This window comes from Sediminibacterium sp., from assembly GCF_019264485.1.
In the GTDB taxonomy this organism is placed as follows: Bacteria; Bacteroidota; Bacteroidia; order Chitinophagales; family Chitinophagaceae; genus Sediminibacterium.
In genome coordinates this window covers 84368-109553 of sequence record NZ_JAHVAA010000013.1, presented here as the reverse complement: position 1 = coordinate 109553, position 25186 = coordinate 84368, and the positions used below count along the sequence as shown (strand labels likewise).

The window sequence follows — 25186 nt, the reverse complement described above, 5'->3', positions numbered from 1 at the left end:
GAGATTTATTTATGTATTTCGCTGGAGAAATGGAACTTGATATCCGGATTATTAGTGATCTCCGTATTCAGGAACCATTCACTTTGTGCAAGATATACGGGATGCCCGTCTTTATCTTCTGCCGAATTCTGTTGTTTAAACCGAAGAAAATCATCGAGTTTTTTCTGGTCAGTACTGGTAAGCCAGCAGGCTTTATAAAAAGGCAGTGTCCTGAATTCGCAGGCGGCACCATACTCCTGCAATAACCTGTACTGAATGACTTCAAACTGCAGTTCACCCACACAGCCAATGATTTTTTTATTGCCTCCAAACTGTGTAAACAATTGCGCCACACCTTCATCTGTCAATTGACTGATGCCTTTTTCAAGTTGTTTGGTTTTCATCGGGTCCTTATTCACCAGTTCTTTAAATATTTCAGGTGAAAAAGTAGGAATCCCTGTAAAATAAAAATCCTCTCCTTCTGTAAGCGTATCCCCTATTTTAAAATTACCGGTATCAAATAAACCCACCACATCACCTGCATAAGCATCTTCTATTACATCCTTGCTCCTGGCCATAAAACTGTATGGATTACTGAAACGCATATCCTTATCAAGTCTTACATGATGGTAATACTTGTTCCTTTCAAACCTGCCGCTGCAAACACGCATAAAAGCAATACGGTCGCGGTGTTTGGGATCGAGATTGGCATGTATCTTAAAAATAAAGCCACTGAATTTTTCTTCTCCTACTTCTACCGTTCTGGCTGATGTATTTCTGCTTCTGGGCACTGGTGCAATACGAATAAACGCATCGAGCATTTCTTTCACACCGAAATTATTCACGGCACTACCAAAAAATACTGGAGCTATTTTAGCAGTGAGATAATCATCCACTTTCAACTCACCATATACTCCATCTATCAGTTCTACATCTTCACGTAACTGTGCTGCATCTTTTTCTCCTACTTTTTCATCCAGTAAAGCAGAAGAAAGATCATCAATGGCAATGGTATCATCATCATCGGCCTTGGTACTGGCCGTAAACAAACGCAGACTCTTATCGTGCAGGTTATAAACTCCTTTAAATTCCTTTCCACTATTAATGGGCCAGGTCATGGGGTGAAGTGAAATATGCAGTTCTTTTTCAATCTCTTCCAACAAATCAAAACGATTCTTTCCGTCACGATCCATTTTATTGATGAATACGATTACCGGTGTATCGCGCATGCGACATACTTCCATCAGTCTCCGGGTCTGGTCTTCAACCCCATTCACACTGTCTACTACCAGTATTACACTGTCTACAGCAGTAAGGGTTCGGTAAGTATCTTCTGCGAAATCTTTGTGACCCGGTGTATCCAAGAGATTTATCAATGTATTGCTGTACTCAAAAGACATAACCGAAGTGGCTACCGAGATACCTCTTTGTCTTTCGATTTCCATAAAATCGGAAGTCGCATGCTTCTTGATCTTGTTACTTTTAACGGCACCTGCTGTTTGAATGGCACCACCAAACAGTAACAGTTTTTCTGTCAATGTAGTTTTACCCGCATCGGGGTGGGAAATAATGGCAAATGTTTTGCGGCGGTTGATCTCTTTTTCGTACTTCATAATGATAGGTCCGAAAGTCGGGAAGACCGAAAGGCCGCAAGTCAGGGAGTCCGGAAGAACTGAAAACTACTGACAGTTTCCTCGGACTTTCGGACTCCCTGACTTTCGGTCTTCCTGACTTTCGGACTTTTCAGCCCGCAAAGTTATGATTTGTAAGGGAAAGACAAGGCCTAATACTTCATTTGCTTAGCTTCAGCCTTACCATCTTTAACGGTTACTACCCAATAGGTATCGTAAACCGATTCATCGAGGTTTGGGAATTTATTCTCCTTGATCAGCATATTCACCAACATGGGTGTTGAATTGGAATGACCCGCTACCACTACTGTCTTACCCTCCATTTTGAGGAGTTCTTCGGCAAATCCTTTCAGGTTACGGTGATCATACACCTGTATTTCCTTACCTGTCTTTTTTGAAAGTGGCGTTACGGTTGATTTGGTTCGGATAAAATTGGTGGAATAAATAGCATCCGGAGCAAATGTTTTTAATACTTCAGGAATGCGTGCGGCCCGTGCTTCACCTTCCGGACTTAATTTCGGATCGGCCTGCATCATGGTTGATCCCTGTGCGCTCGTATCTTTTTCTGCATGGCGCATCAATATAAATGTACTGGTCTGTGCATCTCCATTAATAGCGGTCAGCACCAGAAAAGAAAGAAATACAAGGCTAAACAGTTGTTTCATGCGAAATATTTTATGTACCAAGATAAGCGCTAAATGAACTTCCTTTCAACCGTCCGTCCATTTTATCACTTATCCAGGTGATTTATAAGGTATTCTTCACATCTTGTTCTGATCAGAGGGTTTATTTTTGAAACGACCGATTTGGTATCATTTTTGAACAAGTTATAAAAAAGAAGCATGAAAAGAATCCTTACACTACTTGTTTTAATTATCCTGCAGCTAAACACAGATGCCCAGAAATTGGGTGGGTTACTGAATAAAGCCAAAAATGCGGTATCAGGTAACCAGACCGGTTTGGCTAATGATGATATTGTGGCGGGTTTAAAAGAAGCCCTGGTGCAGGGTTCATTAAAAGGGTCGAACTTATTGGCACAGACGGATGGTTTTTTTGCCAACGCAGCTTTGAAAATATTACTACCCCCTGAAGCTCAAAAAGTAGAAAAAACACTGAGAAGTGTTGGACTTGGTAAACAGGTTGATGAAGCCATCCTGAGCATGAACCGTGCTGCTGAAGATGCCTGCAAAAGCGCCGCTCCCATTTTTGCAGATGCCATCAAGCAAATGAGTTTTCAGGATGCAGTGGGTATATTGAAAGGATCAGATACTGCAGCTACTGCTTACCTGAAATCTAAAACAACCAATCCGCTTACCGAAGCATTCAGGCCGGTGATTGAAACTTCTTTGCAAAAAGTAGATGCCACGAAACACTGGAACAGTTTGGTCACCAGTTATAATAAATTACCATTGGTTCGTCAGAAACTCAATCCTGATTTATCGGCATATGTAACAGAACGTGCTATGAGTGGTATTTTTTATCAGGTAGCAGTGGAAGAAAAAGAAATCAGGAAAAATCCGCTGGCGAGAACCAGTGATATTTTGAAGAAGGTGTTTGGAGCGAAATAAGAAAATGTCTGATGTCGGATATGATTTTCGATAGTAGTTTTATTGCCACTGAGCGCACAGAAGAACACAGAATTATTCAGTGTATTTCTGTGCTTTCAGTGGCAATTCTTTTTTATGCAAACTGTATATCATCTGTAAAAGGCATTCTTCTGAAACGTTTGCCAGTTGCAGCGAACAGGGCATTCGCCAATGCGGGTGCAATTGGTGGCAGTCCTGGTTCTCCCAATCCGGTAGGGTTTTCTTCAGAAGGCACAAATCCTACTACTACATCTAATGGTGTGTTGCGCATTCTTACAAAATTATAGGGACCGAAATTGGTTTGAACTGCCGCTCCATTCTGGAATGTGAGTTTAGTATACATGGCATGTCCCAATCCATCAACCACGGCGCCCTGCACCTGGTTTTCGGCGCCACTCAGGTTCACTACCCTGCCGCAATGAACTGCACAGTAAACTTTTGTTATTTTGGGTTTTCCTTTCTCCATTTGAATTTCTACGACCTGTGCCACATAACTATTGAAAGAGAACCAGGTTGAAAATCCACGGTAGGTATTTGCGGGTGTTTTCCCCCAGTTACACATTTTGGCAACCAACTCTATGACACTGATAAACTTATCCGGATCATAAGCCAGTCGGCCTACTGGTTGTTCCTTTGCCTTTTTCAGCAATTCAAGACGAAATGCCACCGGATCTTTTTTCAGCTCTGTGGCTACTTCATCCATAAAACATTCATTGGCAAAAGCCTGCACATTATGTGTTGGTGCACGCCACGGTCCTGTGGGAATATTAGTAGGTAAACTATAACTTTCAATCCGTAGGTTTTTCAATGCGCCTGCCGGATAAGTGTCGGGGCTTCTTCCATTACCCAAACAGGCAAATGATTGTTGCCATGCTTCCAGGTTACCATCTTTAACTGCAGCTTTAAAGCGGAACATTCCGCTGGCGCGATAGAAATCGTTCTGCATATCATCTTCACGCGTCCACTGCACCTGAACAGGACATTGTGCTGCCTGAGAAATCAATGCTGCTTCTACGCCGTTATCAGGACGTAGCTTTCTGCCAAATCCACCACCCTGTCTGGGCAAGCCTAATGTAATATTGGCCGGAGGTATATTCAGTTCTCTGGCAACTGTAGCAACTAAATTTTGTGGCACTTGCGTGGGTCCGTATAGTTCTGCTTTACCATCACGTACATCTGCATAGAAATTCAATGGTTCCATCTGCGCATGCGATAATACAGGTACTTCATAATACACATCCAGTACTTTTGAGGCAGATGCCATGGCTGTATCCACATCTCCGTCATTGCGGTTAGGGGTAGCAGCAGGTTTACTCAATAATTCCCTGAATGCTTTATCATGATCGGTAGTACTTTCCAGTTTAGCAGCATCTTCCCAATTTATTTTTAATGCGGCTCTTCCTTTGATGGCGGCCCAGGTAGAAGTTGCCAGTACAGCTACACTACTCTTTACCTGTACTACTTTTTTCACCCCTGTTATTTTTAATGCTGCACTGTCATCAAATGACTGCAGTTTTTTTCCGTGTGCCGGTGGTCTTGCCACAACAGCAAATAACATTCCCTCTCGTCTTGTATCAATTCCAAATAAAGGTTTTCCTGTAACGATGGCTTGTGCATCCACATCTTTTACACGCGTGCCGATGATCTTGAACTCTTTCGGATCTTTTAATGGAACATTGGCCGGCACCGGCATGGAAGCCGCTTTGGTTGCCAGCTCACCAAAAGAAAGTTTTTTGCCCGCTATTTTACTCACTACAAAACCATTCTCCGCATAACAATCAGCCGCAGCAACACCCCAGGTATCTGCAGCAGCAGCTATCAACAATACCCTCGCAGTAGCACCTGCTTGTCTGAGTGGTGTATAACGGCTTCTTACTGCTCCGCTACCACCTGTTGTCTGGCTACCATATTTTGCATCAAGTGGTGCTATTTCCACCTGTATTTTTTGCCAGTCTACATTCATCTCTTCGGCAATCAGCATCACCAGTGATGTTTTTACGCCCTGACCAATCTCCGGATTGGGCGATACCAGCGTGATTTTACCATCAGGCGCAATTTTTATATATACATTGGGTGAGAATGGCGTTTCATCCATTGTTGCCTTTTCATCTTTACCCAATGTTGAAAAACCAACCAGCATACCGCCACCGGCGATCATGCTGACTCTCAGAAAATTTCTTCTTGATACAGATGATGTACTCATAACTTACCTCCTTTTGATGCAGCCAGGTGAATGGCTTTACGGATGCGTACATTGGTACCGCAACGGCAGATATTGGTAATGGTTGAATCAATTTCTTCGTCGCTGGGCTTTGGATTCTTTTTCAGTAAAGCCACTGCAGCCATGATCTGGCCCGACTGGCAATAACCGCACTGAGCCACATCCATTTCTACCCATGCCTGTTGTACAGGGTGATCTCCCTTTTCACTCAATCCTTCAATGGTTACCACTTTACCTGTTCCAACTGCCGATACAGGCAACTGGCATGAACGAACCGGGCTTCCGTTGTAATGAATAGTACAGGCTCCACATTGTGCCACGCCGCAACCATACTTGGTTCCTACCAGGTTTAACTGATCGCGTAACACCCAGAGAAGTGGCGTGTCGGCATCTGCTTCCACAGATACTTGCCTGTTATTTACTGTAAAATTATACTTTGGCATATGGGAGATGGATTTATAGTATTCGTAAACTAAGTATTATCTCAGAAAAAGAAAAGCCAATTGAACAAAAATCGGTCAATGGCTCCTGTAAACAACTCATCCTCACTATCCTGGTTTTACCCTTCCGGTAAGCGACTATTCATGCCGCTCTCCTTTGACCACTTTAAAGAGATGAAGCACGTATGGAAATATAGCATCCATTGTTTCCTTCACTCCTTTTACTGATCCGGGCAAGGTAATGACAAGCGTATCTTTTACATAACCAGCAACACCTCTCGATAACATAGCATAGGGTGTTCGCTGTTGTCCGTAATTTCTTGCCGCTTCCATAATACCCGGAACAATTCTGTCTAATAAAGGTTCAATGGCATCGGGTGTTACATCTCTGGGCGACAAGCCGGTTCCGCCAGTAAACAATACGAGGTTATAACCTTGTTCTGCATATGACTTTACCTGATCCTGTATATGTTGTATATCGTCTGGAATGATCTTGTATGCTGAAACTTTCACACCCAGTTGCTCCATTTTTTGCACAATGGTTTTGCCGGAAACATCTTCTTTCTCTCCGGTCGAGACTGTATCGGAACAAACAATTACAGCACAGGTTAATGTGCCCGCATCAACAGGCAAATGCTCAGACTTACCTCCTTTCTTTTGCTCCAGCCTGATATTGGATATTTCAACGTTTTTATCCAATGGCTTCAACATATCATACATGGTTAATGCGGTAACAGAGGCACCGTGCATGGCTTCCACTTCAACTCCGGTTTTATAAATAGTATGTACTTCAACGGTAATAAGTATCGTGAGCCCGTTTATTTCATGTTTGATGGAAGCAAATTCAATAGGCAAAGGATGACAATCGGGAATCAGGTCACTGGTTTTTTTAATAGCCAGTAAACCGGCAGCACGGGAAAACTCAAATACATCGCCCTTGGGCACCTGTTTGTTCCGTACAGCATCTATTGTCTCCTGTTTTGACACAGTAAGTGTTGCAGTGGCTATTGCCTGCCTGAGTGTATTTGACTTTGATGTTATATCAACCATAATTATTGATTCAGTTTCCACTGATGTGTATTGTCTTCAAACAGTTCTGCTCCCCAAACCGGCAGTTCAGCTTTTATTCTTTCCACCAGTTCAGCACAGGCTTCAATAGCGGCTTTACGATGAGGGGCCGATGTAAATACAAACAAACAGATTTCTCCTGCCTGCACTTTACCCAGACTGTGATATACATGCATACAGGTTAATTCATACTTCTCAAAAATCGCTTCCCTGATCTCATGCATTTTTGGTAAAGCCATTTCTTCATACGATGTATACTCGATAGCAGTAACTTTTTTACCTTTGATTTCATCGGCCCGAACCTGACCAAGGAAAATGCTATGCCCTCCTATTCCTGTTTTGGAACTGTGTTTTTGAATACTGTCTGCAATAAATGAAGCTGCTATTGCCCCCTGTACAAATATATTTTTAAGTTTTACTTCTTTCATATCATTTCGTTTGACAAAATGTTTTCCAGGCAATAATACCTCCTTGTAAACTATGGATACGTTTGGTGGTACCCAATTGCTCCGACAAGAATTTCATGGCCAGCAGACTTCTTTTTCCCGACTGACAAAATACAACAACTGTATCATTTTTTAGTTGCAGGTATGCTGTTTTAAGCTCTGCCAATGGAATACGGTAATGTTGAAATTCATCCACTGCAGGCATTTCATGTAATTCCCGTACATCTACTATATCAATATTTCCTTTTTGAACTAAGTTATTGAAGGTTCTGGCATCAATTTCATTTACTGTCGAGGGAGAAGCACAAAGCCATGCATAATCTGTTTTTTCGAATGCTGCTGCGGTTTGGGGTATTAGCTGTGCTGTCTCTTGCTTAGCTGTAATTTTTACAGTGTACAGCTGGTTAGTCATGGCATTGAAAGTGAGCAGTTGATTCACAAGTAGCTCTCCCATACCGGTAATTACCTTAATTACTTCGTTTGCCTGCATGGAACCTATGATACCAGGCAATACACCTATTACACCTGCGTCGGCACAATTGAGTATTTCATTTTCTCCAGGGGGTTCCGGAAAAAGATCACGGTAATTTGAGGATCTTCCTGCCTGTGCCGTTGGATAATTAAAAATGGCTACCTGTCCTTCAAACCTTGAAACGGCAGCATATACCAATACCTTATTCATCAATACACAGGCATCATTAATCATGTACCTCGTGGCGAAATTATCAGTACCATCAACCACGATATCAAATGCAGATATAATTTCCAGCAAATTTCTGCTGCTTACATTTTCAGCAATAGGTTGGATAACTATCTCAGGATTTAATCTACGCAGACGATCAGCTGCTGTTTCCGCTTTGTTCTTTCCAATATCAGATGTATGAAACAACACCTGTCTGTGAAGATTACTAAGCGATACCGAATCGCCATCTGCAATACCAATTCTACCCACACCTGCAGCAACCAGATATTGTAAAACCGGACATCCCAACCCACCAGCACCAATGACCAATACACTTGCATCAGCCAACTGCCCTTGGGCATGCTCCCCAAAGCCGGGTAATATCATCTGTCGCTGGTATCGTTCGTATGAAATTTCTTTCTGCATATTATCCTCCAGAAAATGGTGGCAGCAAGGCCACAATACTATTTTCAGGTAAGTTTTTATTTCCGGAAATCATCTCCTGGTTAACCGCCACTACATATTTAGATTGAGCCAGCACAGGGAACTGCTCATGTAGTATTGACAATAAAGCAGCGGTATCCGCACAACCTTCCATTTCCAATTCTTTGGAGCCGGTTATTTCTGCTAATTGTCCAAATAAGAGAACTCTTGTTTTCATGTTATCAAATTCTATACTAAACTTACTGCTTGTTAGGCTCCTGTAAACAATAATTTATACGCTGCCACAACCAATACCAGCGCCAGTATTTTTTTCATAACCAGCTGCCTGAATTTCATTGACCCGAAATAAGCACCTCCCAGCCCACCTGCAAAAGCAATCACCACGTACCAATACATATCTGTGCTAAACTGAATACCATTCGTTAATTGTCCCAATAAACCAGCTGCTGAATTTACAAAAATGAATAATGCACTGATGGCTGCAGTCTGCTTCTGATCTGTCCAGTTAAAAAAAATCAATAAAGGTGAAAGTATAATACCTCCTCCAATTCCAATCATTCCTGATAATAACCCTATTCCCCCACCCATTATCAATGCTCCGGAGAAATGAGCAGGTTTCAGTTCGGATGAGGTATTTTTTGCCGGCATCAGTAAACGAATCACAGAGAATACCAGCAGTAATCCGAGTATTTTTTTATAGATCGTTGCGTCAATTATAATCAACCCTCCTATAAAAGCCATCGGTACCGATGCCAGTGCCAATGGAAAAAATACTTTCCATACAAAATGTTTCCCCCGGTAGAATTGCAGAAAAGCAGTAAGTGATACAAACAGGTTCAGCAATAAAGCAGTTGGTTTCATTACTTCCGGTGCCACACTAAACAAGGCCATTAATGCCAGGTAACCGCTGGCACCACCATGCCCTACCGATGCATAAAGGAATGCTACAAGAAGCAATAAAATATAAAACAGAAATATACTATCCATTACATATTATTATTCGGGTAAGAGGTGAACAGCGACTATTGTTCCCTGATCACAATCTGTGATTGCCTCATCGAGTTCAATCAGACAATTCGCTCCGGCAAATGAACGCATCCTGTATGATTCCTGCGCGCCCAGGGGGTTTACTGTATGGCCATCAAAATACCCTTTTAAAAAATGTGTGAGCCCGGCTGTTTTCTGATAAGCACTGGAAAGTGGAACCTGTTTTATCAACAACCCATTCTTTCCATTTATCATTTTGTTTACAACTGGTAACACATACATATAAAAACAGGTAAGCACTGAAGACGGATTACCGGGTAATCCGAAAATCAGTTTTGATTCTTTTGTACCAAAGAAAAGCGGTTTGCCGGGTCGCTGTTTCAGTTTATGAAAACGCGTACTGATACCACAACGCTGTGCTGCTGCTACAACAAAATCATAATCACCCACACTTACACCTCCGGTTAATAAAACAATATCACTCTGTTCCAATGCCTGTTTCAATTGATGAGTCAACTTCTCTAACTCATCAGACACCTGAACGAGTTGTACCTGCTTTACACCACATTGCTGTAAAGCTGCTGTTAATGCAAAAGAATTGGAATCGTATACCTGCCCGTATGACAATTCATGACCGGGCGTTTGCAATTCATTGCCAGTTATGATAATTGTAATGACAGGCGGTGGGAAAACCAGCAATTCTGTAATACCCATTGCAGCCAGGAAACCAATAGCGGCCGGTGTTACAGTCATTCCAGCCGACAAAGCCAGTTCACCAGCTTTAATTTCTGAGCCTTTCAAACGAACATTGGCGCCTTTTTTTAACTGTTCGTCCTGTATCTGTAATACTCCATTTATAACGGTTATTTTTTCCTGCATCACCACTGTATCGGCACCAGGTGGTACTGCAGCCCCTGTAAAAATGCGGATGGCCGCGTCTGGATCAATTTTAAACTGATCACTACTTCCTGCTGCCATCTCTCCCTTAATTTGTAACCCGGTATTATTTTGCCAGTCTGCAAAAGAAAAAGCATACCCATCCATCGATGATTGCGGATAGGCAGGTATATCAAGTGGAGAAAATATATCAACAGCCAGTCTGCAGCCAACAGCATCCTGTAATTTCATAGATAAGGGCTGTAATGCTGCACCATATTGCTGAATAATTTCTCTGGCTTCTGATACACTGATCATCTGTGTCAAATATTTTATTAAAGCATCTACTTATCCGCCAATAGTAATCATTGACCTGTTTTGAATAATATCTGCCTGCAACAGTTCATAGTCTTGTGTAAACTGCCCTCCCAGTTGTGCCGCTTTGGTTGAAATAGACTGATGTATCAAAGGCAATACTTCTTCTCCATTTCGCAAAGGTGTTAACAGATCAACTTCATCTTTTGAAAACAGACAATTTTTCATTTTGCCATCAGCCGTTAAACGGATGCGGTTACAATCGCCACAGAAATGAGCACTCATGGTACTGATTACAGCAAATGTTCCTTTATGTTCCGGTACCATAAATTTCTTAGCCGTATCATTTTTTTCCGCCTGCAGCGGTATGAATTCATATTTCTCTGAAACAGTTGCTAAAATATCTTCCAGCGTAAATACTTTATTGCTTGTCCAGCGGTTACCGCTAAAAGGCATGAATTCAATAAACCGAACATGAACAGGTGTATCTTTTGTCCATGCAATAAAATCATTGATTTCCGAATCATTTACACCACGCATCACAACCATATTCACCTTTACATGAAAGCCCTTTTCAATCATCAACCCAATATTTTGCTGCACAATACCGAACTGATCCCTTTTGGTGAGCAACTGGAATTTGTCGGCTTGTAAAGTATCGAGACTGATATTTACAGATCGTACATTACTCTCTTTCAACACATCTACAAAATCATGCAGCCTGGTACCGTTGGTGGTAAGTGTTAAGGTTACCGGCAATTGTGCCAGTTGCCTGATGATTGCTTTTGCATCTTTTCTCACCAGGGGTTCACCGCCAGTGAGCCTTATTTTAGTCACCCCCTGGCTCACAAACAATTTTGCCAGTGCTTCAATTTCATCTGCCTGCATCAGTTGTTGTGCCGAAGCAAAATCGTAATCATCTTCCGGCATACAATAAAAACAACGAAGATTACAGTTATCGGTCAGCGATATCCGTAAATAATTATGTACCCTATGATGTGTATCTACAATCATGTTTTATTGTTTAATCAATCGCTCATAATCCTCTTCTGTATCAATATCAATATTCCCAAGTGGAAAGTTAACCAATCCAACCCGATGCCTGTCTTTATTTAACAGAAGTCTTGCGCCTTTGTCGCCATTCAGTTCCAGTAATTCCGGAAATATACTGCGATGAAATAATACCGGAGTCCCAACCGTATCTGCATAAGTACAGGCAATAATCGGGTGGTTTGCCTGTTCATATGTTTGAATCATCTCCCTGAACAGTTCAACCGAAACATAAGGCTGATCGCAGACTGTTATGATGACTGTATCTATAGCAGGAAATGCAATTTGCAATTTTTCAATACCGCAGCGTATGGATGTTGCCATTCCTTCCTGCCACTGGTGATTAATCACCGTTATTATATTTTCGGGTGCCATTAACGCGCTATCCTCACCCAAAACCAGCAAAACAGGTCCTGCCTGCAGGTTGGTTGCTGTGCTGATAATACGGTTTAATAAAGTGTCCTTATTAAATAAAAGCTGCTGTTTGGGTCTACCCAGTCTTCGGGAAGCTCCGGCAGCCAATATTAATACAGCAGTTTGGGCAGGTTTCATATTATGTCAGAGACAGATGAAGTGGATGATACGGCTTTAATAACAAGATCTGTACGCTGGTGTATGGCATCCTGTTTATCTCGTAGCGGAACTGCATTCGCAGCAGTCAATTTTGCCTGGATTTCAGCTATAATGGATACCGCAATTTCTTCTGCTGTTTCTGCTCCAATATTCAGTCCAACCGGCCCATAAATGGCATTCAGTTGTTTTTGAGACAATACTATACCTTCTGCCGTCAGTTCATCCATCATCATTTTCATTTTTTTATGTGGACCCAATATTCCGATATAAAATACTTCTTTATCTAACAAAGCTTTGAGTATGGCGAGATCGTAATTGTAGTTATGCGACATCAATACAAAGACTGTGCGGCTGTCAATCTTTACATGTGTCAAAATATGATCTGCTTTTGCATGTAAAACCTGACAGGAGGGCATGGGAAATCTTTCTTTACTGGCATACATGGGTCTGCCATCAATTACAGTAGATTGCCATCCCAATATATCAGCCATCTTCACAAGGGGTACTACATCATTGCCGGCTCCAATAATAACAAGCGATACGGGTGGTTGAATAAATTCAGCAAATACAACGATTTCGGTTGCATTGTTTTCATATTTACTGAATGAAGACTTTTGTTGTTCCATTACCAGTTGAATCTCCTTTCGCACCATTACTGTATGCTGTAGAGGTATTTCGCCAAACTCATCTCCCTGCTCTGTTATAAGAAAGCAGGAACCATGTTGCGGTAATCTTTTATCCTCAATGGAAAATAAAGTAAGCAGCACCGATTGCTGTCTGGAAGCTGTAGCCCTGATCAATAAATCAATTATAGCAGTTCCCCTTTCTCCCTGCAAGGGTTCTATTAATACCTGTATCACGCCCTGACAACCAAGGCCCATACCAAATCTGGCATCATCATCATCGGCCGTATCATACGTAACCAACATGGGTTTATCGGAGAGAATTACATGCAAGGCTTTGCGAAAAGCATCTCCTTCCAAACACCCTCCGCTGATGGATCCTGTGAGTTCGGCATCTTCGGTAATCAGCATTCTGGCACCGGGTCTTCTGTAAGAAGACCCTTCAACATGCACCACTGTTGCCAGTGCCGATTTTTTACCATCTGCCGAGGCCTCCTGATAAGCTTTTATAATAGCAACTATTTCATGCATGACAGTTTCTTATACCTATTGCTGCTTATTTACGCTGTGCTTTCACCATGGCAGGTGTAATGGTACCCGGAATTTTATTCCCCCAATTATTCTTGATATAATTCAATACATCCGCAATCTGTTCATCATTCAGGTATTCCTGTGCAGGCATAGCACCCAGGTATTTTTTTCCATTTACGGTTATACTGGCTGTTGAACCTTTTAATATTACGCTGATTAGATCTTTAGCAGGTCTTTTCATATAATCAGCTTTTACCAAAGGAGGGTTTACTTCCGGCATTCCCTTACCATCTTCCATATGGCAGTTCTGACAATAAAGACCATACACTTCTTTTCCTCTTACAATACTTTTTTGTACATCACTTTGTATAAAACCGCTACTGATCATTACGATTGAAACGATTACTGTTACTGTCAATACCTTTTTTATCATACTTGTAAATTATCAAAAATAAACAGATCAAACCTTCGCCAGGTCAAATGGTAATTTCCTGATTCGCTTACCTGTTAAATCAAAAATAGCGTTGGTCAGGGCTGGTGTAAATGGCGGCAACCCGGGCTCTCCCACACCTCCTGCATCTTCATTATTGTCCATAATGAATACTTCGATCGGTGGAATTTCATTGATTCTCGGCATGCGGTAAGTGGTGAAATTTTTCTCCACAGCCAACCCGTCTTTGAAATGAATTTCATGATTGGTTGCAGCCCCTAAAGCCATAACAATAGAACCTTCAACCTGAGCACGAACAGTATCAGAATTTACGTACCAGCCACAATCTATCACAGCCCATACTTTATCAATCTTGATTTTTCCCGTAGCATCTTTAGATACTTTCACTACCTGTGCAACGCTGCTATTGAAACACTCAGTGATTGCAACACCATATCCTTGTTTAGGCTTTCGGGATTTCCATCCGGAAACCTGCTCTACCTTTTCTAATAATTTCTGACAACGTTCGTTCTTCAGGTATTGTTTTCTGAAAGCCAATGGATCTTTACCTGCTGCAATGGCAAGCTCATCCATAAAACTCTCATATGCAAACCCATTGGTAGATGCATATACCGAACGCCACCACATGATAGGAATCGGCGTTTCAAATGGAATGTCGGAGAAACTGATATTTTTAATGTTATCGAAATAATGTGGCTGGAAGCCTTCCAATACGCTATCATTGGGAACATCTTTTTTACTGCCCATCCAATGCCCAATATTCTGTCCGCATAACCTGAATTTAACGGCACTGATCTCTCCGTTATTCACAGCTCCTTCAGCTCTGTAACTAACACCCGGACGGAACGGTCCCTGCGTCATATCATCTTCACGTGTCCAGATAACCTGTACTGGTGCACCTGCTTCTTTCGAGATCAAGCAGGCTTCATGTGTGTAATCAAGAAATGCTTTTCTTCCAAAACCTCCTCCAAGAAAAGTCATATTTACGTGCACATTTTCTTTTTTGATGCCCATTTTCTGACTGATATCTCCCTGTACCCAATCAGGTGCCTGAATAGGTCCCCATATTTCAATGGAATCTCCTTTGTGATGTGCCACACAATTCAATGGCTCCATACAAGCATGGGCCTGATAAGGTGTTTCATAGATAACATCCAGTTTATTTTTCTGCTGTGCCAATACCGGATCCGGATCACCTTGTTTTTTGGCAGACAAGCCATCCTTAGATTGCAAGTCGGCTTTCATTTTCTTATATATCTCTTCTGTATTCACATATTCAAAACCCGCATCATCCCACACCACTTTCAACGCTTTTCTACCCTGCATAGCTGCCCAGGTTGAATCTGCTAACACTACCACTCCTTCCCGATCGGTATCGAATACTTTCATGGTAACTTTAAACACTTTCTTTACCCCGGGTATTTTAAGCGTTGCACTATCATCATATGATTTCACTTTGCCTCTTAAACGTGGATTGCGTTCTACCACAGCATAAAGCATTCCTGGTAACTTTTTATCTATACCAAAAACTGCTGTTCCATTGGTTTTCAAAGGTGTATCCTGACGGGGAAGTGGCTTACGGATGAGTTTATAATCCTCTACTTTTTTGAGTTGCACATTTTTAGGTGCTTCCAACTTTGAAGCATCTACCACCAATTCTCCATAATGCATTTTCTTACCTGAAGGGCGATGCGTTACATGTCCGGATTCCGCAAAACATTCTGCAGCCTGCACACTCCACTTGGCAGCAGCAGCGGCAACCAGCATTTCACGTGCACTTGCACTTAACTTCAATAAGTTTTTGTAAGTACCCCGAACAGTTGAGCTACCACCTGTAATCTGATTGCCATACTTGACCGTATCTCCTTTACCGAAAATGATATTGACTTCGTTAAGATTCACTTCTAATTCTTCTGCAATCATTTGCGGTATTGCCTGATAAGCTCCCTGACCCATTTCAGCACGATGGCATACAATGGTTACTTTACCATTGGTATCAATATGTATCCATGAATTGAGAGATACCCCATAGTTCTCTGCATCTTCCCCTTTGATAATTGTGGATGCTTTTGATTCACCGGAAAAGTAAAAACCTAACGTAAGCGCAGTGGCTGATAGTCCGGTAGCTCTGATGAATTTTCTTCTTGATATATCTTTTGGTTCCATGATGGATCATTGTTGTGGTTGGAAAATGTTTAACATTAGCTTTTAGCCGACATCTTTTGGGATGCTTTTTTTATTGCCTCCCGTATTCTTGGATAGGTTCCACATCTGCAAATATGTCCTTGCATTGCGGTGTCAATATCTGCATCAGTAGGTGACTTTTTCTTTTGTAACAATGCTACGGCTGCCATGATTTGCCCGGACTGACAATAACCACATTGTGGCACCTGCTCTTCAATCCATGCCGCCTGAACAGGATGTGTATTATTATCTGAAAGTCCTTCAATGGTGGTAATTTTTTTTGTACCAACACCTGCTACCGGCAACTGGCATGATCTTACCGGCAAACCATCTATATGAATGGTGCAGGCCCCACAGGCAGCAACGCCACATCCAAATTTAGTGCCGGGTAAATCGAGGTGATCTCGCAGCACCCATAAAACCGGGGTAAGGGGATCCACATCCACTTCTTTTTCTTTTCCGTTTACATGTAGTTTAATGATTGCCATATTGATTAGGTTTATTAGCTCCGGATTGATTTATTTAGAAAACTATAACCGGGACAGTAAGTTCCGATTTTTTCACGAATCAACCTACGAATTGTGACAAATGGATATTACATCTTTCCTGATTGGATCTTTTACCAGTAAAGTGGCCAGCCATACAAATATCTTCCATACTATAAGTCATCAGTTACCCGTTTTACGGTTTTTCTTACCTTAATTACTGATCTTATCCGGGCTGATCTGCAATTGCTGTCCTTTTCTGTAAATTCGCGTACATCAAAAAAAATGTGATGCAAGATATCATCCTGCGTTATGCAACCATCGAACAGAATCTTCCGCCCCATCAGATACGAATGATAAAACCAATTTTACGGTTTTTATTATCAGCAACTTTTGTGTTATGCTCCTGCACTAATTTATTCGCACAAAAAAATGAACAGATGGTAAGACTGGCTAAGATAAAAGTTGATCCTGCACAGTTAACTGAATACAATAAAGCTTTATTGACACAAATGAAAACAGCTGTGGCACTTGAACCCGGCGTATTAACTTATTATGCTGTTGCCGATAAAAAAGATCCGTCAAGCATCACCATACTTGAAATATATGCCGACACTGCTGCTTATAATAAACATATACTTACTCCCCATTTCAAGAAATACAAAGACACCGTAAAAGACATGGTAAAATCACTCGAACTGGTGGATGTAGATATGATCGGATTTGCCAGAAAGCCCGATAACTAATCAACTCCTCTGGATAAAATCATTCGAGTAAATGCATCGCAGAGACATTCAGCAATAAAAGATGCCGGAACAAAGTCCGGCATCTTTTATACGTATTCATTCAAATCAGACATCTGCCATCAGACATCCGACATTTCTAGATATCTATCGCTTCGCCATAAGCCGCCGCAGTGGCTTCTTTCAGCGCTTCACTCATGGTTGGGTGAGGATGTACAGCATTAAGGATTTCGTGTGCCGTGGTTTCCAGTTTGCGGGCAACCACTGCTTCGGCTATCATTTCAGTTACATTGTAACCGATCATATGACAGCCTAAGAACTCCCCATATTTCGCATCGTAGATTACTTTTACAAAACCTTCCGTTGCACCTACAGCAGTGGCTTTACCACTGGCCACAAATGGCAGCTTGCCTACTTTAATTTCATAACCCGCTTCCTTCGCTGCTTTCTCTGTATAACCCACACTTGAAATTTCAGGTGTGCAATAGGTACAACCGGGAATATTATTGTAATCAATGGCTTCTGGCAGGTGATGATGTTTCTTCTCCAGGTAGGCCATGTGTTCTGCCGCATTGATACCTTCTTTTGAAGCTACGTGAGCAAGTGCCTGTCCGGGTGAACAGTCGCCAATTGCATAAATACCGGGTACAGAAGTCTGCTGGTATTTATCTACTACAATTCTACCCTTCTCTGTTTTAATACCATTTTCTTCGAGTCCTATATTTTCAATATTGGCTACTACACCAACAGCACTCAATACCACTTCAGCTTCAAGTGTTACAATTGACCCATCTTGTTTTTTTACCTGTGCCTTTACACCGGTACCACTTGTATCGAGTGATTCAACAGAAGCATTGGTCATAATTTCAATGCCCTGCTTTTTATAGTTCTTTTCCAGTTCTTTTGATATGTCTTCATCTTCCACAGGAACAATACGTGGCATAAATTCTACGATAGTTACTTTGGTACCCATGCTGTTGTACACATAAGCAAACTCAACCCCGATGGCACCGCTTCCCACGATGATCATGCTTTTGGGTTGCTCTGGCAACACCATGGCTTCACGGTAGCCGATTACTTTTTTACCATCCTGTTTCAGGTTGGGTAATTCGCGGCTGCGACCACCAGTGGCAATAACAATATATTTTGCTTCCAGCACCTGCTTGCTTCCATCGGCTGCAGTTACTTCTACTTTTCCTTTTGACTGCACTTTTCCATACCCCATGACCACATCAATCTTATTCTTTTTCATGAGGAACTGAACACCCTTGTTCATTTTTTCAGCAGCACCACGACTGAACTTGATGACACCACCAAAATCATGCGTACCACTGGCATTGATACCGTATTTGGCACTGTGTTTTACATACTCATATACCTGTGCGCTTTTTAACAGTGCCTTTGTGGGAATACAACCCCAGTTCAGACAAACACCACCCAGACTTTCTTTTTCAATGATAGCCACTTTAAAACCAAGCTGTGAAGCACGAATAGCCGCCGGATAACCTCCCGGGCCACTGCCAATTACGATTAAGTCGTATGCCATAAAATATATTGATGATTAGATGAATACCGGCTTTCGCCGTTGCGGATGCGAAAATACTGAAAAATGTGAATGGTGAATGGTCAATTGTGAATGAGGAGAGGGAGGAGTGAGTAGTCAGTAGTGAGTAAGGAATCTCACCTAACACCTGATAGCTAAGGGCTGGAGGAAAACTGTTCGCTTTTAGCACTTAGCTATTAGCTTTTTTCAATTAAAGTGAAAATTTACGGATGGAATTTAATTGGCTAAAAGCTAATAGCTAATAGCCAGATCCTCATCCCTCAAAAAATACCCGAACCGTCTGGTAAAACCAACTGGTATCAACAGAAGGGGCTTTCTGGAGTTCCTCATTATAGCCCTGCAAACCAAAAAGACCTGCCATATTACCATTTCTGAGGGCAATTTCGAGGTAGCCGGCCGAATTAAACCAGGCCAGTTTCTCAGTTTCCGGAACCGATGCATAGCTATTACTGATACTTTCTATGACTTCATTGCGTTTGAACACAATTTTGAACCCCCTGCCCCTTCGGTGTTCATTGAATTCTGCTTCCGTTATATTAATAACCACATTTTCAAACTGATCAATAAACAAGATCTGACCTTCTATCCAGTCGGGACCTACAGTGGGTCTGAGCGGATATTTTTCGTCGATCGTTTCAATAGCTTGCCCCAAACTGCTTAACTGTCCGGTTTTCGATACCGTATTCACCGCCACTGCAATTGCCGACGTGATTTGCAGGAGGTTATGCGTGTTATTTAAAGCAATCGCTGCAATTTCTTTTGGCTTCTCTCCCGTAATCATCGTGAGCAGTCCATTATCGGCACAAATAATATATTGCTGCTGGTACTTTGCCATGAGCAGGTATTTTATGGGCGATTCATAGAGATTGGCAATCACCACATGAAAAGTACCGGATGGATAATGCTTAAAGGCATTGGCACAGATATAAGATGCCTGCGGGAAATTGGTCTGCGACAGGTAATGAGTGATATCGCATATATTAACGGTTGGGTCCAGTTGCAGGAACTGTCCCTTGATAGCGCCAACAAGAAAATCGCGCTGGCCTATATCAGTTGTCAACGTTACAATGGGCATGCCGCCTATTTAACGTAAGGATGGCGTTCTTATTTCACCAGCTCCCCGTTTTTGAAGAAAAACTTGCGTACGAGTTTATCGGCCAGTGAAGGAAAAAACCTGTTTAGTAAAACAGTTTCTTTGCCGGTGAATGTGAGCACAATGGTGCGCTTTCTTTTTACAATGGCTTTTATGATATGCTGAGCACATTCCTCCGCACTCATCATTTTACCCTCATCCATGGGCGATTCCCCATGCGATTGGCCTTTTTTGTTCAATGCCGCATTACGGATATTGGAACTGGTAAAACCAGGGCAAACCCACATTACATTCACACCCGATTCGAGTAATTCGGTACGCAAAGCTTCAAGCCAGCCATGAACGGCAAATTTGGAAGCTGAATAACCACTTCTTCCCGGCAAGCCCCTATAACCTGCTATGGACGATACCCCTACGATAGTGCCTTTGTTTTTTATGATATGCGAGAGCGCAAATTTGGTACAGCAAACCGTACCCCAGAAATTAATGTCCATCACTTTGCGGATGGTATCCAGTTCGAGGTCCTGCACCAATGCCCTCATAGATACACCGGCATTGTTGATCAGAATATCGATGGTACCAAATGATTGGATGACCTGGTCTATAAACTGTCTGCAATCCTGTTCCTTGCTTACATCGGCAGTATGAATAAGCAGGGGCTGACCTGTATGTGTTGACTGTAACTGGTATAGTTTATCATAATTCCTTCCACAGGTGGCTACTTTGGCACCCTGCTGCAGAAAAGCTTCTACCAATGCTTTACCTATACCTTCTGAACCACCGGTTACGACTACCACTTTGTTGAGGAATTGCGACATATACTGTTGATTAAGAAACAAAAATACAGTAATGAGGCCCGCAAGAAAAAAATGGCATAAAAAAAGGTTACTATGTTTAAATAGTAACCTTTCTTTCTGTGATCCCGCTGGGACTCTAAATATCTTATCTCAATTTACTCTATTTTATTTCATTATATACTTACAATTGGTAGTCAATTATTTATAAAAATATTTTTCTCTCGCTTGTTATCTCATTCTCTAAAAAAGTCGTAAAATGCAACACAAATGCAACACGAATTTTATGAGGCGACAATTTCAGCGTTACATCAAACCCGATTATTTTAAGCAGAAATCAGAGTTGACACCTGTGTATATTCGGTATGATTACAACCGGACAAAAAGAACTTTTATTAATACCGGGCATAGGATAGATCCCGATTTGTATTGGGATTTTAAAAAACATACCATCAAACGTTCCTGCCCGGATTTTGAAAAAGTTTCGCAGGACATAGAAGATATTGAAAATAAAATTTCCAATATCCTTCAATATGCACGAAATAACCGGATTGACCCAACACCTGAATACCTGGTTGACCGTTTACAGGATATTAAAGGTCTATTTGTTGAAAACAATAAGCAAACAGCTTTTTTTCAATCCTTGGATAGATTCATTAATGATAGGGAATCAAATGGGAGTGTGTGTGAACACGTTGTGAGGGATTATAGATCCTTGCGCAAACACCTGGTTAATTTTGAAAAATACTGGAAACGCCCCATCAGTTTTGTAAGTCTTGACATCGAATTCTATGAAAAGTTCGTATACTATCTTACTTATGTTGTTGAGAAACCGGATAAACAGATAGGTCTTAAGATGAACACTATCGGTAAGCAGATCAAAAACCTGAAAGTTTTTTATAATGACAGGAGACAAAAGGATAACCTTCCTGTTATCGATCTTTCTGATTTCAAGAAAAAGAATGAAATGGTAGATCATGTGTATTTAACGGAAGCAGAGATTTTGCATATCTGGAATTTTGATTTATCAGAGAACCCTGATTTGATTGAATCAAGAGATTTATTGGTATTTGGTTGTTATACTGGCCTGCGGTATTCCGATATTTATTCCCTAAAGCCTTATCATTTTAAAAAGGTTGTCGTAGGTGGTGATATCCAAACAGCTATTCAGAAAACACAAAGGAAAGTGCATGAGAAGGTAGATATTGCCTTGATATATCTCGCTAAAATCGTTGCGGAAAAATATGGGTATGCTTTACCAAAAATTCCGATGAATGAATTTAATGAGAAACTGAAGAAAATAGGAGAGAAGGTTGAACTTGATGAATTGGTATCACTCACTCATAAAAAGGGCAACGAAGTAAAAGAAGATGTATATAAAAAGTATCAATTGCTTTCATCGCATGTTTGCCGCAGATCATTTGCTACCAATATGTATCTACGAGGAATTGAACCCGACATTATCATGACCAATACAGGGCACAGTTCATTAAAAACACTTTTTAGTTACATTAAAGTTACCAAGCGGGAGAAGGCATTTAAACTGTACGATTATTTTACTGTTACGGAGACAAAAGAGAAGGTGCTGGTGAAATAAAAATCTGGAAAGTAGAGTTTTTGGTGTTTCCAGCCGAAAACACACAACTTAACACTACGGATTGAAATCCGCAGGTTCATTTTGGAATGAGCTCGTTTTTTTTTTGGGGTACCAGGTAATAAAATCATCATGCCGCTGGCACCGGTACCATTGCAAAACCGGGTGAAAGACCATGTGCAAATAGACACCAGAGCCACTTGCAATTTTTTTAGGTGGTACCCGTCCGGTCCGCTTTTAGAATATCAATTCTCACCAAAAGCCTGCAAATCGTTGATTTTGCAGGCTTTTTAGTTTTGGCACTATGCCAAAATATTCACTAGAAATCAAAACTCTGGTGAGTTATTCGGTGAGTAAACTTTTTTCAAAAATTTACTCACCAGCTTTTACTCAAATGCTTTACTGGTAAGGTGTTCATAATTTGAACATCTTGTTTGCTGATGGTGGCAAGTCTAATTTTGTCAACTTTTTAAAGGTCACCACACCATGCAAAACAGTATCAGTTTACTTTTCTATTTAAAGAAGCCTAAAGCCTACACTTCAGGCATGATTCCTATTTACCTAAGAATAACAACCCATGGTCAGAGAGCTGAAGTTTCCACTGGCCGGGAATGGCTTCCGGAAAAATGGAATGCCAGTGCCGGCAGAGCAAGCGGTACTAAAGAAGATGTAAAAGCTTTGAATAGTTATTTAGACACTCTCCAGGGAAAAGTATATGAAGCTCACCGGCGACTGATGGATACAGAAGAAATTGTAACTGCTGAAGCCATCAAAAATAAGTTCACTGGCAAAGCTGAAAAGCCCCGGATGCTGGTACCAATTTTTCAAGACCATAACAATAGAATCAAAGCTCTGTTAGGTGAAGAGTTTTCAAAAGGCACCTTGTGCCGATATACCACAGCACTAAAACATACCACTGATTTTCTGCAATGGAAATTTGGCATCTCTGATATTGACATTAGAAAAGTAGACCATGCTTTTATAACTGAATTTGAGTTTTACTTACGCAGTGTCCGCAAATGCAATAACAATTCTGCCGTTAAGTATGTAAAGAATTTCGGCAAAATCATCCGCATTTGTATTTCAAACAACTGGTTAGATAAAGACCCGTTTGTAAATTATAAATCAAAATTCAGAGAGGTAGTAAGAGCATTTCTTTCTCAGGATGAAATTGATGCCATCGGCGCAAAAGAATTTAGCATTGAAAGACTTAACCAGGTGAGGGATATTTTCTTGTTCAGTTGCTATACAGGATTAGCCTACATAGATGTAAAACAACTAACCCGAAATAATATTAGCCTGGGCATTGATGGCGAAAAATGGATTTTTACCAGTAGGCAAAAAACAGATACGCAAAGTAATATTCCTTTACTGCCGATGGCAGAGCAAGTTTTGAATAAATACAAAAATCATCCGCAGTGTATTAATGAAAAAAGTTTGCTGCCTGTATTAAGCAATCAAAAAATGAATAGCTATCTAAAAGAAATTGCAGATGTATGTGGCATCACTAAAGAGCTTACTTTTCATATTGCACGGCATACATTTGCAACAACTGTAACGCTTACAAATGGTGTATCAATAGAAAGTGTAAGCAAAATGCTTGGCCATAGAAGCATTAAGACCACTCAGCATTATGCTAAAATATTGGATAGAAAAGTGAGTGATGACATGAAGGTTTTGAGAGAAAAATTTCAAACCAAGTCTTTAGAAAGTAAAATTGGATAGAGAATCCTGTTACAAGTATTAACTATAATTATGAAATTATTTCCGCATCGTTGACTCCCTTACAATCAATTTCGGCTTTAATACAATGTTATCAGATGAAGCAGTGCTGTCGTTATTCATCATTTCAATAAATAACCTGGCAGCAGTCTTTCCCATCTCAAATGCCGGCTGGTCTATAGTACTTATTGATGGAGAAAGTAAATTGGTGATGGGTTCATTATTGAAACCAATTAAACCAATATCATCAGGAATTCTTAGCCCATGTTTTTTTATTGATTGCATGGCGCCAATAGCCAACCTGTCGCTCATAGCAAAAATGGCATCGGGTTTTTGTTTTGCCCTTAATAATTCATTTGTATTTACATACGCATACTCCTGGTTAAAATCTCCATGCTCCACAAATTTTACATTAAATTTTATTCCAGCTTCTTTCAGGGCTGATTTATAACCTTCAAAACGCTGGTTACTTATGGACATTCTTTCTGGCCCACCCAGGAATGCAATCTTTGAATATCCTTTGTTTATAAGATGTTTCGTTGCTATATAGCCCCCTTCAAAGTTGTTCAATAATATTTTTGGAGCTTGTAATTCATTAACATCACGGTCAAAAAATACCATTGGAATGCCTTTATCCTGTATCTTTTTAAAATGGTCAACTATTTTGGTATCACTGCTGACCGAAATAATAAAACCATCAACCCGGCTTTCCAGCAGCCTCTTAGTGTTGATTAATTCTTTTCCATACGACTCGTTTGACTGGCAAACCATGACGGTATATCCGGCTTCTAATGCCGCTTCGTCAATACCTTTGATAGCAGTAGCAAAAAAATAATCAAGATTAGGAACCAAAACCCCTATCGTATTGGTATGTTTATTCAACAGACTAAGCGCCGCTTTGTTAGGCTGATAATCCAATTTTTCCGCCAAATCAACAACTGCTTTACGGGTTTCAGCATTTACATCAGGTTGTCCTCTTAAAGCTCTTGATACAGTAGATATTGAAATGCCTAGTTCAATAGCAATATCTTTTATCGTTAGCAATCGTTCCATTGTATAAAAGTAACAGATTATAAAGAAATACCGAAAAATTACCGGGAGCGT

At 41.0% G+C, this 25186-nt stretch carries 24 protein-coding genes; 4 read left to right on the top strand and 20 right to left on the bottom strand.

The window, feature by feature from the left end:
- Positions 1-5: 5 nt before the first annotated feature.
- Both KXJ59_RS11325 and KXJ59_RS11320 read right to left on the bottom strand, forming a co-directional pair.
- The gene (locus tag KXJ59_RS11325; protein WP_295204637.1) at positions 6-1592 is read right to left on the bottom strand and encodes a peptide chain release factor 3; all 1587 of its coding nucleotides are present in this window, start codon (positions 1590-1592) and stop codon (positions 6-8) included.
- 170 nt (positions 1593-1762) lie between these two features.
- Positions 1763-2275, bottom strand: coding sequence for a phosphoglycerate mutase family protein (locus tag KXJ59_RS11320; protein WP_295204635.1), 513 nt, complete (start codon positions 2273-2275; stop codon positions 1763-1765).
- Positions 2276-2452: 177 nt separating this feature from the next.
- Here KXJ59_RS11320 and KXJ59_RS11315 point away from each other — a divergent pair, with 177 nt between their 5' ends.
- Complete coding sequence (locus KXJ59_RS11315; RefSeq protein WP_295204633.1) at positions 2453-3178, top strand: DUF4197 domain-containing protein; 726 nt, start codon at positions 2453-2455, stop codon at positions 3176-3178.
- Positions 3179-3290: 112 nt separating this feature from the next.
- Here the strand turns inward: KXJ59_RS11315 and KXJ59_RS11310 are convergent, their stop codons facing one another.
- From KXJ59_RS11310 to KXJ59_RS11245, 14 genes are all read right to left on the bottom strand, one after another.
- Positions 3291-5399, bottom strand: coding sequence for a molybdopterin cofactor-binding domain-containing protein (locus KXJ59_RS11310; RefSeq protein WP_295204632.1), 2109 nt, complete (start codon positions 5397-5399; stop codon positions 3291-3293).
- A complete protein-coding gene (locus KXJ59_RS11305) occupies positions 5396-5860 on the bottom strand; it encodes a (2Fe-2S)-binding protein (RefSeq protein WP_295204631.1) in 465 nt (154 codons plus the stop codon). The genes KXJ59_RS11310 and KXJ59_RS11305 overlap by 4 nt, the downstream gene beginning before the upstream one ends.
- A 135-nt stretch (positions 5861-5995) precedes the next feature.
- Complete coding sequence (gene moaCB, locus KXJ59_RS11300) at positions 5996-6907, bottom strand: bifunctional molybdenum cofactor biosynthesis protein MoaC/MoaB (protein WP_295204630.1); 912 nt, start codon at positions 6905-6907, stop codon at positions 5996-5998.
- 2 nt (positions 6908-6909) lie between these two features.
- Positions 6910-7353 (bottom strand): molybdenum cofactor biosynthesis protein MoaE, encoded by a 444-nt coding sequence (locus KXJ59_RS11295; protein WP_295204629.1) that lies wholly within the window; start codon positions 7351-7353, stop codon positions 6910-6912.
- 1 nt (position 7354) lies between these two features.
- Positions 7355-8479: a HesA/MoeB/ThiF family protein gene (locus tag KXJ59_RS11290; protein ID WP_295204628.1), complete on the bottom strand. Its 1125-nt coding sequence runs from the start codon at positions 8477-8479 to the stop codon at positions 7355-7357.
- Between the two features lies 1 nt (position 8480).
- Positions 8481-8714, bottom strand: a complete 234-nt coding sequence (locus KXJ59_RS11285) for a MoaD/ThiS family protein (protein WP_295204627.1) — start codon at positions 8712-8714, stop codon at positions 8481-8483.
- 32 nt (positions 8715-8746) lie between these two features.
- Positions 8747-9484: a sulfite exporter TauE/SafE family protein gene (locus KXJ59_RS11280; protein WP_295204626.1), complete on the bottom strand. Its 738-nt coding sequence runs from the start codon at positions 9482-9484 to the stop codon at positions 8747-8749.
- A 9-nt stretch (positions 9485-9493) separates the two neighbouring features.
- Positions 9494-10678, bottom strand: coding sequence for a gephyrin-like molybdotransferase Glp (gene glp, locus KXJ59_RS11275; RefSeq protein ID WP_295204625.1), 1185 nt, complete (start codon positions 10676-10678; stop codon positions 9494-9496).
- Positions 10679-10708: 30 nt separating this feature from the next.
- Complete coding sequence (moaA, locus tag KXJ59_RS11270; RefSeq protein ID WP_295204624.1) at positions 10709-11689, bottom strand: GTP 3',8-cyclase MoaA; 981 nt, start codon at positions 11687-11689, stop codon at positions 10709-10711.
- A gap of 3 nt (positions 11690-11692) precedes the next feature.
- A complete protein-coding gene (locus KXJ59_RS11265; protein ID WP_295204623.1) occupies positions 11693-12277 on the bottom strand; it encodes a nucleotidyltransferase family protein in 585 nt (194 codons plus the stop codon).
- Positions 12274-13452 (bottom strand): XdhC/CoxI family protein, encoded by a 1179-nt coding sequence (locus tag KXJ59_RS11260; protein ID WP_295204622.1) that lies wholly within the window; start codon positions 13450-13452, stop codon positions 12274-12276. Before KXJ59_RS11260 ends, KXJ59_RS11265 begins: the two co-directional genes overlap by 4 nt.
- A gap of 25 nt (positions 13453-13477) precedes the next feature.
- A complete protein-coding gene (locus KXJ59_RS11255; protein ID WP_295204621.1) occupies positions 13478-13885 on the bottom strand; it encodes a cytochrome c in 408 nt (135 codons plus the stop codon).
- A 27-nt stretch (positions 13886-13912) separates the two neighbouring features.
- On the bottom strand, positions 13913-16069 hold the full coding sequence (locus KXJ59_RS11250) for a molybdopterin cofactor-binding domain-containing protein (RefSeq protein ID WP_295204620.1): 2157 nt from the start codon (positions 16067-16069) through the stop codon (positions 13913-13915).
- 35 nt (positions 16070-16104) lie between these two features.
- The gene (locus tag KXJ59_RS11245; protein ID WP_363266050.1) at positions 16105-16569 is read right to left on the bottom strand and encodes a (2Fe-2S)-binding protein; all 465 of its coding nucleotides are present in this window, start codon (positions 16567-16569) and stop codon (positions 16105-16107) included.
- A 293-nt stretch (positions 16570-16862) separates the two neighbouring features.
- Here KXJ59_RS11245 and KXJ59_RS11240 point away from each other — a divergent pair, with 293 nt between their 5' ends.
- Positions 16863-17318, top strand: coding sequence for a putative quinol monooxygenase (locus KXJ59_RS11240; RefSeq protein ID WP_295204618.1), 456 nt, complete (start codon positions 16863-16865; stop codon positions 17316-17318).
- 136 nt (positions 17319-17454) lie between these two features.
- Here KXJ59_RS11240 and lpdA read toward each other — a convergent pair whose 3' ends face one another.
- The 3 genes from lpdA to KXJ59_RS11225 all read right to left on the bottom strand — a co-directional run bounded on the left by lpdA (position 17455) and on the right by KXJ59_RS11225 (position 20790).
- Positions 17455-18861 (bottom strand): dihydrolipoyl dehydrogenase, encoded by a 1407-nt coding sequence (gene lpdA, locus KXJ59_RS11235; protein ID WP_295204617.1) that lies wholly within the window; start codon positions 18859-18861, stop codon positions 17455-17457.
- 271 nt (positions 18862-19132) lie between these two features.
- On the bottom strand, positions 19133-19954 hold the full coding sequence (locus KXJ59_RS11230; protein WP_295204616.1) for an SAM-dependent chlorinase/fluorinase: 822 nt from the start codon (positions 19952-19954) through the stop codon (positions 19133-19135).
- A 29-nt stretch (positions 19955-19983) separates the two neighbouring features.
- Positions 19984-20790, bottom strand: a complete 807-nt coding sequence (locus KXJ59_RS11225; protein ID WP_295204615.1) for an SDR family oxidoreductase — start codon at positions 20788-20790, stop codon at positions 19984-19986.
- A 262-nt stretch (positions 20791-21052) separates the two neighbouring features.
- Here KXJ59_RS11225 and KXJ59_RS11220 point away from each other — a divergent pair, with 262 nt between their 5' ends.
- Together KXJ59_RS11220 and KXJ59_RS11215 are read left to right on the top strand one after the other, a co-directional pair.
- On the top strand, positions 21053-22363 hold the full coding sequence (locus KXJ59_RS11220) for a tyrosine-type recombinase/integrase (RefSeq protein ID WP_295204614.1): 1311 nt from the start codon (positions 21053-21055) through the stop codon (positions 22361-22363).
- Positions 22364-22846: 483 nt separating this feature from the next.
- A complete protein-coding gene (locus KXJ59_RS11215; protein ID WP_295204613.1) occupies positions 22847-24085 on the top strand; it encodes a site-specific integrase in 1239 nt (412 codons plus the stop codon).
- A gap of 36 nt (positions 24086-24121) precedes the next feature.
- Here the strand turns inward: KXJ59_RS11215 and KXJ59_RS11210 are convergent, their stop codons facing one another.
- A complete protein-coding gene (locus tag KXJ59_RS11210; RefSeq protein ID WP_295204612.1) occupies positions 24122-25135 on the bottom strand; it encodes a LacI family DNA-binding transcriptional regulator in 1014 nt (337 codons plus the stop codon).
- Positions 25136-25186: the final 51 nt, after the last annotated feature.